The organism is Frankia sp. R43 (assembly GCF_001306465.1).
GTDB lineage: Bacteria > Actinomycetota > Actinomycetes > Frankiales > Frankiaceae > Parafrankia > Parafrankia irregularis.
Genome location: NZ_LFCW01000009.1, coordinates 321,367 through 333,161, shown reverse-complemented (window position 1 = coordinate 333,161; position 11,795 = coordinate 321,367). Strand labels below are relative to the sequence as shown.

The 11,795-nt window shown below is 70.7% G+C and carries 8 protein-coding genes; 1 reads left to right on the top strand and 7 read right to left on the bottom strand.

Features of this window, described 5'->3' with window-relative positions:
* Positions 1–30: 30 nt before the first annotated feature.
* Positions 31–2,079 (bottom strand): S8 family serine peptidase, encoded by a 2,049-nt coding sequence (locus tag ACG83_RS33420; protein WP_054570237.1) that lies wholly within the window; start codon positions 2,077–2,079, stop codon positions 31–33.
* Between the two features lie 277 nt (positions 2,080–2,356).
* On the opposite strand from ACG83_RS33420, the gene ACG83_RS33415 reads away from it, so the two are divergent.
* Positions 2,357–4,057, top strand: a complete 1,701-nt coding sequence (locus ACG83_RS33415; protein WP_054570236.1) for a DEAD/DEAH box helicase — start codon at positions 2,357–2,359, stop codon at positions 4,055–4,057.
* A gap of 410 nt (positions 4,058–4,467) precedes the next feature.
* On the opposite strand, the gene ACG83_RS33410 is transcribed toward ACG83_RS33415, so the two are convergent.
* From ACG83_RS33410 to ACG83_RS33385, 6 genes are all read right to left on the bottom strand, one after another.
* On the bottom strand, positions 4,468–5,658 hold the full coding sequence (locus tag ACG83_RS33410; RefSeq protein WP_054570235.1) for a cytochrome P450: 1,191 nt from the start codon (positions 5,656–5,658) through the stop codon (positions 4,468–4,470).
* A gap of 167 nt (positions 5,659–5,825) precedes the next feature.
* Positions 5,826–7,457: an OB-fold domain-containing protein gene (locus ACG83_RS33405; protein WP_054570234.1), complete on the bottom strand. Its 1,632-nt coding sequence runs from the start codon at positions 7,455–7,457 to the stop codon at positions 5,826–5,828.
* A 136-nt stretch (positions 7,458–7,593) separates the two neighbouring features.
* A complete protein-coding gene (locus tag ACG83_RS33400) occupies positions 7,594–8,397 on the bottom strand; it encodes a hotdog domain-containing protein (protein WP_054570233.1) in 804 nt (267 codons plus the stop codon).
* Between the two features lie 207 nt (positions 8,398–8,604).
* Positions 8,605–9,432, bottom strand: coding sequence for an SDR family oxidoreductase (locus tag ACG83_RS33395; protein WP_054570232.1), 828 nt, complete (start codon positions 9,430–9,432; stop codon positions 8,605–8,607).
* A gap of 33 nt (positions 9,433–9,465) precedes the next feature.
* A complete protein-coding gene (locus ACG83_RS33390) occupies positions 9,466–10,683 on the bottom strand; it encodes a CaiB/BaiF CoA-transferase family protein (RefSeq protein WP_054570231.1) in 1,218 nt (405 codons plus the stop codon).
* A 329-nt stretch (positions 10,684–11,012) separates the two neighbouring features.
* Positions 11,013–11,777 (bottom strand): SDR family NAD(P)-dependent oxidoreductase, encoded by a 765-nt coding sequence (locus ACG83_RS33385; RefSeq protein WP_054570230.1) that lies wholly within the window; start codon positions 11,775–11,777, stop codon positions 11,013–11,015.
* Positions 11,778–11,795 lie beyond the last annotated feature (18 nt).

Here is an 11,795-nt window from a genome sequence, read left to right as displayed (position 1 = left end):
ACTCCTGCCGGGGTTCAGACCTGCCGGGGTTCAGAAGGCTCGCCAGGCGTAGGCGTACGGCTGGGCCTCCGTGGTGATCCGGAACGCGGTGACGGCGACCTCGACACCACCGGCTGGGACCTCCGGCCAGACCACCTGCTCGACGTTGTTGACCCGGTCGAACTCGGTGGAGGTCCCCATGTTGCCGTGCCGCTCATGGCCGTCCGCACTCCGGACGATCAGATCGAGATCGTTCTGCAGTGCCTCACCCGGCGGGTCGGTCCACACCAATGTGATCTTCAGGGTGGACCCGGCGGGGACGTCGAGCCGTGCGGAGCTCGTCTCGCCCTGCCGGAGCGGTCCGCCCTCGACGGCGCCACCGGTGGCGGCCGACTCGGGCTGGACGGATGCCATCGAACCGGCGAAGTCGACCCGGCCGAATCCGGCGTTGTTGTTCGGCGATGGCCCCACCTCGGTCGGGGTGTACTGGCCGGCCAGCTCGGTGGCACCGTTGAGCAGGACTGCCTTGAGCAGCGCCGCGCTCGGCTCCGGGAAGCCGTTGTCGACGAGCGCCTCGCGCAGCGTGGCCACTGTCCCGGCGACCAGCGGGGTGGCCATGCTCGTTCCCGAGAGGAAGAAGTACCGGTCGTCAGCCGAGGTCCCGAAATCGGTCGGCGGGTTGACGACGGCGCGTGACCGCGTCGACAGGATGCAGGTGCCGGGGGCGACCACATCGGGCCTGATGCGCCGCTCGCGGGTCGGACCGCGGCTGCTGAACGCCGCCATGCCCGCCGGACGGTTGGCCTGCCGGTCGGTGGTGATCGGCGCGGCCGGGAACTGCGTCGGCCAGTACGCCCCGTAGGTCGGTCGGAACTCGGGCCGGTCGCTCTCGCTCGCGCCGACGACGATCGCGTTCTTGGCCGCGGACTCGGAGCCGATCGAGCTGCGGTCCACCGTGCCGTCGGCGTCCCTGTCGGTCCCGTCGTTACCGGCGGCGAAGCAGATCGCGAGGTCCGGTCGGTTCCAGACGGTGTCGTCGATCTCGAACGCGCTTGAGTCGTAGGGGAGGCCGGGCACGACCGCTCCCCAGGAGTTGGTGTGGACCCGGGCGCCGTCGTCCTCGTAGGGCGGCTCGAACAGGTCGTGCAGGTCGTCGGGGATTCCGCCGAGTCCGCCGTGGGCGTCGAGCAACGACTGCAGCACCAGGGTGGCCTTGGGCGCGGTGCCGCGGACCCGGCCGGAGCCGTTCGGGGCAGGGCCGGTGGCGCCCGCGAACGGACCGTCGCCGAGCACCGACCCGGCGACGTGGGTGCCGTGCCCGTCGGGGTCGTCCGCGCGGCGCCGGCCGAGCGGGTGCAGTGCCCTGACCCGGCCGCTGAACGCCGGATGGACGTCGCTGGTCGTCCCGAGGTCGAACCCGGTGTCCGCCACGGCGATCACCTGGTCGGCCCCCTGGTAGCGGCCGGGACGAGGGCCGGCGTCGGTGCGCAGGATGGTGCGGGCGACCTCGTTGCGCAGCTGTCGGGCCGGAACCGGCTCGAGGTGGTGGATCTCGTCGAGGTCGGCGAGGTCCGGCAGCCGCCCCTCCTCGACGGTGAGGCGTACCTTGTGCCGGCCCGGACGGACCTCTGACAGGTCGAGCCGAGCGGCCGCGCCGATGCGCTCGAGCACCTGGTCGGCTCGCGGGTCGACGTCCTCGTGCAGGACGACGTCCACCTCGCGGGGCTTGCGGGACGGTGAGCGGCCCTCGCCGCTCGGCACCACGCTCGCCGTCACCGCCGTGCCGGTGGGACGCAACGTCGCCGGGATCTTGAAGTCGGACAGGTACCTGCCCGCCCACGCCACATACGGTTCGGCGAGCACCGGTCCCAGGTCGTCGGGCTCGTACCGGCACTTGTAGGTGTTCTCGGGCACGTACTGTTGGATCTTCACGCCGAGGTCGGTGAGCCGCGCCCGTTCCTGCTCCGCCACCGGCCGGCGGACCTGCACCAGGACGTACTTGGTGTCCGCGACGTCCTCGGGATCAGGGATGACCGATCGCAGCCCGGCTGCCTCGGTGACCGGGTCCAGGGTTATCCCGTTGATCGTTATGCGCGCCATAGTCGAACCCCTCGCCAGGAGTAGTTATCCCGTCACCTTCCATAGCGGGCTACCCCTGGCACTCAACCGGACACGTGGTGCTCCAGCCATCACATCACGTGACGCGGTGGCCAGGGCTGAAACGGCTGCGCTCGACAGCCACCTCGGCCCGCTGCATGCCCGGCTTCCCCGTACTGCAACAGCGCCATGTGCCTTACGGCTGGGTGGTGCGCGGGGGGCGGCCCCGGCCGCCTGGGCGCCGGTTTCACCGGGCTGCCGCGCAACCGTATTCTCAGGTGTGACCGAGTCCGAAGACCAGCAGACGTTCCAAGATCTCGGGCTTGGCACCGCAGTGCTGCGAGCCCTCACCGAACTCGGCTACGAGGTGCCGTCGCCGATCCAGGTCGGCACGATCCCCGCCCTGCTCGCGGGCCGCGACGTCGTCGGCCTCGCCCAGACCGGGACCGGCAAGACCGCCGCGTTCGCTCTCCCGATCCTGTCCAGGATCGACGTGCGCAGCACCTCCACCCAGGCGCTTGTGCTCGCCCCGACCCGGGAACTGGTCCTGCAGGTCGCCGAGGCGTTCGGCCGGTATTCCCACCACCTCGCCGGCCTGCATGTGCTGCCCGTCTACGGAGGGCAGGCATACGCTCCCCAGCTGGCCGGGATCCGCCGCGGCGCGCAGGTTATCGTCGGTACTCCCGGGCGGGTTATCGACCACCTGGAACGCGGGACGCTCAATCTGGGCGGCCTGCGCACGCTGGTCCTCGACGAGGCCGACGAGATGCTCCGGATGGGCTTCCAGGAGGAGGTCGACCGGATCCTCGCCGACACCCCCGACGCCAAGCAGGTCGCGCTGTTCTCCGCGACGATGCCCGCGCCGATCCGCCGCATCTCCCGGCAGTACCTGCGCGACCCGGTGGAGATCACGGTAAGGGCGCGGACCGTCACGGCCGCGAACACCCGGCAGCGGTTCCTGACCGTCGCCGGGCCGCGCAAGATGGACGCGCTCACCCGGGTCCTCGAAGTCGAGCCGTTCGAAGCGATGATCATTTTCGTGCGGACGAAGTCGGCGACCGAGGACGTCGCCGAGCGGCTGCGCAGCCGCGGATTCGCCACCGAGGCGATCAACGGCGACCTCAGCCAGCCGCAGCGAGAGAAGCTCATCGCCCAGCTCCGCGACGGCACTCTCGACCTGCTCGTCGCCACGGACGTCGCCGCCCGCGGCCTCGACGTCGAACGGGTCACCCACGTCGTCAACTACGACATTCCCACCGACCCGGAGTCGTACGTCCACCGCATCGGCCGTACCGGCCGCGCCGGGCGCAGCGGTGAGGCGCTGCTGCTCGTCACCCCCAGGGAAAAGGGCCTGCTCGCCGCGATCGAGAAGGCGACCCGCCAGCCGCTCGCCGAGATGGAACTGCCCACCGCGGAGAATGTGAACGCCCAGCGGGTCGCGAAGTTCCACGACGCGATCACCGCCGCGCTCGACGCGCCAGCCCACGCCGTGTTCAGGGACCTGGTCCTTGGCTACACCAGCGAGCACGACGTTCCGCTCGCCGACATCGCCGCGGCGCTGGCCGTGATGACCCGCCAGGAACAGGGAGAGTTCCTCCTCCCGCCGGACACCGCTCCGCCTGCCCGCGAGAGGCCCGCCCGCGGCGCGAGCGGGCCGCGGAGGGTCTATGCCACCTACCGGATCGGGGTCGGGCATCGCCAGCGGGTCACCCCGGGCCAGATCGTCGGGGCGCTCGCAAACGAGGGCGGCCTGGACCGGGCGGACTTCGGGCGGATCGACATCCGGGTCGACTACAGCCTCGTCGAACTTCCCACCGACCTGACCAAGGAAACCCGGCAGGCGTTGAGCCGCACCCGCATCGCCGGCCAGCCCCTCAACCTGCGCGCCGAACGGCCGAACCGGGAATCCGGTGCGCGCCTCGGCGTCAGCCGCCGAGGAAAACCCGCCCCCTCCGCCCGCAGGCCGCGCCGCCCCGTCTGACGTCACTCCTTTCCTCGGGTATCCGGACAGGCGGCAGAACCAGCGCGCACGCGGTGGTCGGCAGAATTATGATCGCCATAGGGTGATCGTGACGAAGGTGCCGAACTTCATCGGGAGTCGATCCCCATCCTGTGTGCTTGCGCTGTACGGCGACAAGATGAGTTTCGCCGGCAGGATGGGGGTCGCGACCAACGCGTCGCGTGCATGCGCGCAACGCATGCAGCGCGCGTGGGCGATGCACTTCCGCGCCACGGTCCGCCACACGTACAACGAAGGAGCTGACGAAACGTCAGCTCCTTCGTTGTACGTGGCGGTCGATGGTGGTCGACGGCACCTGTGGTGCGAAGCGTGGACCGGTCGGCTTCGTGGAATGTCGAAGCCGGCCGGGTTCGCGTGCGTTGCCGAAGAGGTCAGCCGAGGACGAAGTGGAGCTGCTCGTAGCCCCGGACGGTGCTGGTGTGCGAGCGGACCGACTTCTCGCGGTCGATGCCCCACTCCGGAAAGCGCTTGAGCGTCTCCTCGATGCCGATCCGCCCTTCGAGACGGGCCAGCGAGGCGCCCAGGCAGTAGTGCGTCCCGAGGCCGAAGGAGACATGGCTGTCGAACTTGCGGTGGATGTCGAACTTGTCGGCGTCGGGATACTTGCGTTCGTCACGCCCGGCCGAGCCGGTGATCAGCAGGACCCTGGACTTCGCCGGCATCTGCACGCCGTGCAGCTCGACGTCCTCGGTCAGCATCCGGGCCTGGACGGGGGACGGCGACTCGTAGCGCAGCAGCTCCTCGACCGCGCCACCGAGCAGCGACGAGTCGGCCGCCAGCTCGGCCCGCTGGTCCGGGTGCTCGGCCAGGACGGAGCCGGCCCAGCCGAGCAGCCGGGCGACGGTCTCGGTGCCCGCGCTGACGAGCAGGTTCGTGAAGTCGGCGCACTCCTGGTTGGTCAGCCGCCGGGTGCCGTTCTCGTTGACGATCTCCGCCTGGACCAGGCTGGTCATCATGTCGTCGCGCGGGTTCTTGCGGCGCTCGTCCAGCATGTTGGTCAGGTACTCGTGGATCTTGATCTGGGCGGCGAACGAGATGTCGTTGACCATGCCCTGACCTTCCTCCTGGTGGAAGGTCTGGTCGATGAGCTTGCGGATGTCCTCGCGGTCGGCGGGGTCGACACCGAGCAGCTCGGAGATGACCTTGGACGGCAGCTGGGCGGCGAAGTCCTGCACGTAGTCGAAGCCGTCGCCGCCGATCTGCGGGTCGAGCATCTCGGCGCACAGCGCCCGGATGGACGTCTCCAGCGCGGAGATCCGCCGCGGCGTGAAGGCCCGGGAGACCAGCGCGCGCAGCTCGGTGTGCTTCGGCGGGTCAATGAAGATCATGTGGCCGGTGCCCAGCGGCTCCGACCCCATGATCTCCAGGACCGTGCCGTAGGCGGAGCTGTAGAGCAGCGGCTCCCGGCTGGCGGCCTCGACGTCGGCGTGCCGCGACAACGCGAAGAAATCCAGATCGTCGTTTCGGTAGACCGGTGCCTCATCGCGAAGGCGACGCCACACGTCGTAGGGCGCCAGATGAAGCACTTTGTCGTAGGGACTCCAGCTGATTTCCTCGCTCATGACACCACTATGACACAGAATGGGCGGCGCTGATTGGGCGGGCCGACGGGGTGATCCGGCTGCGGCAAGGCGCGACAAGATGCGGCAACGAGCCGGCAATCCTCACGCATTCCATGCCGCTTCCATGCCGCCGGCCGGCATTCGGAGCACCACTCTCGGGCTGGTTTTCAGGAACCGTCACGCTGCAGCAGCAACACACCGGACGGTGTGCCGCCACCGGAAGTGACCACCGCCGTCCGGGCATTCGCGACCTGGCGCTCACCGGCTTCATGGCGCAGCTGGGTGACCGCCTCGTAGAAGAAGCCGTAGCCGTGGGTGCGGCCCTCGGAAAGCTGGCCGCCGTGCGGGTTGAGCGGCAGCTCGCCGTCGATCGCGATCCGCCGGCCCTTGTCGAGCCAGTCCTGCGCCTCGCCGATGCCGCAGAAGCCGAGGCCCTCGATCCAGGAGATCGCGTTGAAGGTGAAGCCGTCGTAGACCAGCGCCAGGTCCACGTCGGACGGGCGCAGGTCGGTCCTCGTCCACAGGTGGGCGGCCTGGCCGAGCACCTGCGGCTCGTGGGTGATGACGCCCTGCTCCCAGGAGACCCGCTCGAGGATCTGCGTGCCGACGGCCTCGACCCGGATCGCCGGCTTCGGCAGGTCCCCCGCGACGGAGGCGTCGGAGACGACGACGGCGATGGACGCGTCGCACGGCACGTCACAGTCGTAGAGGCCGAACGGGGTCGTGACCATCCGCGCCGACATGTAGTCGTCGAGGGTCAGCGGGTCGCGGTAGATCGCGTTCGGGTTGAGCGCCGCACCGGCCCGGCCGTTGAGGGCGATCGCGGCGAGCATCTCCCGGTCGGCGCCGTAGCGGTGGAAGTACTGGTTGGCGTTCATGGCGATCCAGTTCGCCGCGGACATCGCCCCGAACGGCGCGCGCCACAGGGTGGTCGCGTTCGAGTGCCGGCCGCCCCCGCCGCCCATGCCCAGGCCCAGGGTCCGGTAGGTGGACTCCCACACCGTCCGGAAGCACAGCACATGCCGGCACAGGCCCGAGGCGACCGCCAGCATCGCGGCGATGACGGAGCCGCCGGGGCCGGGCAGGTCGCCGCCGCCGTTCGTCCAGGTCGGGTGCAGCCGCAGCGCCTCCTCGACGGCGGTCACCCCGCCTTCGCTCATGCCCATGCCGGCCGCGCCGGGGTAGGTGGACAGGCCGTCGATGTCGTCGAGGGTCAGGCCCGCGTCGGCGACCGCCTTCAGGCAGGCGTCGATCGTCAGCTCGAGCGGGTCGACCATCAGCCGGCGCCCGATCCGCGACCGGCCGATGCCGGAGAGCACCGCCCGGTGCTCGAAGCGGTGGTCACTCAGCGGCGCGCGCGGGGCGGGCAGGTCGGGCTCGCCGACCCGGTCGGTCGGGTCCGTGCCGCCGGTCGGCTCGAACATCGCCAGCCAGACGTCCTCGTGCTGCTCGAAGCGGACGGCGACCTCCTGCCCGATGTGCACGTCCGCCGGCTCGCACCCGGTGATGTTCGTGGTCAGCCGGACGCTCGCGTCCTCCACCAGCGCCACGTTCGCGACCACGTAGGGCGGCATGATCGCGGGCGTCCACGGCTGCACGTTCACGGTGAACCCGACGACCGTCGCCCGCCCGGAGACCTCGGTGGGGGTGTGGGCCCGGCTGCGGCACCGCGGGCAGATGGGGACGGGGGGGTGCACGAGCTGGCCGCAGTCGTCGCAGCCCTGGATGCGCAGCTTCCCGTCGGCCCCCGACTTCCAGAACCACTCGGTGGCGGGGGTGATCTCGGGAAGCGGGCGCATCGGGAGCTCCTTGGTCGGTGTCGCTGGCTTGGCGGTCCGGGTGGGTCGAGCGATCCGGGCGGGTCGGGCGGTCCGGTGGCCAGGCCGGCTCGGGTGGCCAGGTCGGCCAGGTCGGCTCGGGTGGGGCCCGGGTGGGTCAGCCGGGCGGCGGTGCCGGAAACGTCCGGGTGGTGGCGTACACGGACAGCCTGTCGCCGTCGCCGGCGTCGCGCACCTCCACCCGTCCCAGGCCTGCCTGCGCGGTGGCGGTGGCCACGGCGGGCCCGATGCGGACCGGCCGCAGATAGCGCAGCGCCAGCAGGGAGAGCGTGGCACCGGGGGAGAGGGAGAGCGCGGCCTCCTCGACGGCCAGCGCGATCAGCCCGCCGTTGACGGTGCCGGCCGCGTTGAGTGCGTCCTCGGCCCGGGGGAGCCGGGCGACCCCGGGACGGGTGATCTCGCAGCGAGCCCGCCGGGCGAAGGGCACACTCAGCCGCTGCCGGGGGAGAGTCACCGGCAGCGCCGCCGCCCGGGTCATCTCCGGCGGCATGAGCACGGTCGGGTCCGGCGCCGCCATGAACGACGCCACGCCGACGGCGAGGCTGCGCCCGTCCGAGCCGGTCACGTCGACGTCGATCACCGCGACCGAGCGACCCTTCTTCACCAGCCGGCCGACCACGCTGATCCGTTCGAGCTCGCGCAACGGCTCGTGGACGTGGATGTCGAGATCGAGTGTGACCGGCACCCGCGGCGCCAGGAACTCCAGCACCAGGTAACCCGCGACGACATCGGTCCAGGCCGCCAGAATCGACGTGCGGACACTGGACGTTCCGGGCACGAACATTTCCGGGGTGATCGCCGCGGACCCGTGAATCTCGTCGCCGACCCGGCTGGTCTCGAATCCCAGCTCGTGCAGAATGTGGCCGTCCTGGCGCTGGCCGCCACTGCTCGTTGTCGTCATCCGATCCGTTCCGGGGAGGGGCCTGGAGTTGTTTTCGTCGCATGGTCCACGGTCAGGAATGACACGAGTCGTGCCGAGGGCGGAAAAGGCTCGGTGAGCCTTTTCCGCCGCGCGACGTACGGTCCGGTCGGCCGCAGGTCCGCATCGACGACGGGAAGGTCTTCGGTGTCTGTCGACTACCGTGTCCGTCGGATACAGCCGGATTTCCTAGAAGCGGCCGGAGAGGAACTTCACGATCGGCGTCGCGGCCGGGTAGACCTCGGTGAGGCCGGCGGAGAAGTAGCCGGCGTCGGTCACCAGCGTGATGCCGTTGATCGCGGAGGCGCCGGAGCTGACCAGGAACAGCAGCGGGTAGGCCTGCTCCAGCGAGGTCGCGGCCTCGATGCCGACCTCGGCCCGGTAGTCGGCGCCGAAGCCCAGCCACATCTCCTTGTTCTCCTGGGCCAGCGGGGTGTCGGTCGGGCCCGGGCAGATCGCGTTGATGCGGATGCCCTTCTTGAGCAGGGGCATCGCCTGGGTGGCGACGTACGCGCAGACCGCCTGCTTGGTGTTCATGTAGTCGGCCTTGTTGTTCTCGACGGCCCACTTGGTGGCCTCGTCGAAGTCGGTGATGGCGATGAACTCCTTCAGCGACTCGAGGTTGGCCTCCCAGCCCAGGCCCGCGGCCGAGGAGATGAAGCCGATCGCGGAGCCGGCGCCCAGCTGCCCGGAGGCGATCACCTTGTCGATCAGGTAGCGGTGACCGATGAAGTTGATCCGCTCGATGCCCGGGGTGCCGTCGGCGACACCGGCGGCCGAGACCAGCGCGTGGATCGGGCCGTCGAGCTGCGCCAGGGCGGCGTCGATGGAGGCGGCCTCGGCGAGGTTGACCTGGATGGCCTGCACGCCCTCCAGCTTCACGGGGGCGTAGTCGAGGACCACGACCTCCGCGCCGGCGGACAGCGCCAGCTCGGCGGTGGCGGCGCCCATGCCCGTCGCGCCACCGACGACCACGACCCGCTTGCCGTCGAACCGGAAGGCGTCAAACAACGTCATGTCTTGTTCTCCTGCTCTTCGTTGAGGTGAGTGCTACGCGACGACGCCGCGGATCTTGAGGTCCAGCACCGCTTCGGTGTCCAGGCCCAGTTCGGCGAGGATCTCGTCGCCGTGCTCGTTGAACAGCGGCGCCCGCTTCGGCGCGGCCGGCTTGTCGTCGTACTGCACCGGCACGGTCGTGAGCTGGAAGGGGACCCCGGCCGCGGTCGTGCATTCCTGGACGTAGCCGTTGGCGACCGTCTGGACGTCCACGGCGGCCTCGAGGGTGTCCTGGACGACGGTCCACTGGCCGACGAAGTTCTCCAGCCGCACCCGCCACTCGGCCAGCGGCCGGGCCGCGAACGTCTCGGTCAGGATCGCGATCGCCTCGGCGCTGTTCGTCATCAGGCTCGCGTGGTTGGCGAAACGGGGATCGGTGGCGAGCTCCGGGCGCTCGATGACGTCGCACATGGGCGCCCAGTACCGGCCGGCCTGCAGGCAGGTCAGGGCCACCCAGCGACCGTCCGAGGTGCGGTAGTTGCCGGTGAGCGGGTTCATCCGCTGCTGGTCGGCCGGCGGCGGGGTCCACGGGACGCCGAGCAGCAGCGACAGCGCCATCGCCTGCCCCATCGACCACATCGCCGTGCCGAGCAGGGAGACGTCCACGGTCGAGGCCTCACCGGTGCGCTCCCGGTGGAACAGCGCGCCCATGATGCCGCCGGCGATCGTCATCGCGCCGATGGAGTCACCGAAGCCGGGTGCCGGCGGGACGGGCACGTGGCCGTACTCGGGCTGCATGATGCCGGTCGCGACGCCGGAGCGGGCCCAGAACGCCAGCGAGTCGTACGAGCCGCGGTCGGCCTCCGGGCCGTGCTCGCCCTGGCCGGTGCCCCGCACGTAGATGATCTTCGGGTTGTGGGCGCGGATCTCGTCCACGTCGATGTGCAGCTTGGTGCGCACGCTCGGCAGCTTGTTGGTGAGGAAGACGTCCGCCGTCGCGGCGATGCGGTACAGGATGTCGCGGCCCGCCTCGGAGGTGAGGTCGAGGCCGAGGCTGCGCTTGCCGCGGTTGGAGTGCTCGAGCAGGACGTGGACGTCCTTGGGGACGACCGCGATGCCCGAGGAGGCCAGGGCCCGCATGGCGTCGCCGCGCTCGACGTGCTCGATCTTGATGACGTCGGCACCGAGGTCGGCGAGCAGGGCCGAGGCCGCGGGAACGAATGTGTGCTCGGCGACCTCGAGAATCCGGACGCCCTGCATCACCGAGGTCACGACCGTCCTCCTGCGTATGGGAAGGCCGGGGCTCCGGCCGCCTGAGAAAAATTTAACATCGACGTCGATACCAGCGTCGCGTGTCGCAGTCCAGCGTCTCCGGGGGCTGCGGGCGCGGCGGCGGGCAGACTCGGTTCTTGATCGTGAAAAGGAGCATCCGGCCAGGTCTGCCGACCGGGGATCGGTACGGGGAGGCCGGCCGGCAGCATCGGCGCAGCGCCGGCTGACGCCCTGGCCCCGGTGCCGCTCGCCCGAATCGAACCTGACCGCCACATCTGTGATGACACTCTCATGTCACAGCCGCAGAGGCCAGCCACGCCCGGGGGAGGTCAGCGGGGCGCCATCCGCAGCGCGCCGTCGAGCCGGATGACCTCACCGTTGAGGTAGCCGTTCTCCAGCAGGTCGGCGGCGAGGCGGCCGAAGTCGGCCGGCGTGCCCAGGCGCTTCGGGTGCGGAACGCCGGCGGCCAGACCGTCGCGGATGTCGTCGCGCAGCCGGCCGAGCATCGGGGTCTCGAACACGCCCGGCGCGATCGTGTTCACCCGGATCGCCCAGCTGGCGAGATCCCGGGCGGCGACGATGGTCAGGCCGCGCACCCCGGCCTTCGCGCTCGCGTAGGCGGTCTGGCCGATCTGGCCCTCGAAGGCGGCGACCGACGCGGTCAGCACGATCGCGCCGCGGTCGCCGCCCGGGAGCTCGGCGTTGCGGGCCATCCGCGCCGCGGCCAGGCGCACCACGTTGTACGTGCCGACCAGGTTGATCCTGATGATCTCGGCGTAGCTGTCGAGCGCGCCGGGGTTGCCCGCCCGGTCCAGCACCCGCAGCCGGTCACCTCCGCGCCCGGCGCAGTGCACGACCCCGCGCAGCGGGCCGTCGGCCGCGGCGGCGTCGAGCGCCGCGTCGAACTGGTCGGTGTCGGTGATGTCCGCGGCCACGAAGCGCACGCCGAGCTCGGCGGCGACGTCCCGGCCGGGTGAGGACGCCAGGTCGACGATCGTGACGGCCGCGCCACGGTCCAGCAGCACCCGTGCGGTGCCGAGGCCCAGGCCGGACGCCCCGCCGGTGACCAGGGCCGACGTTCCGTTGAGCAGCATGATGTTCCTCCCATGAGC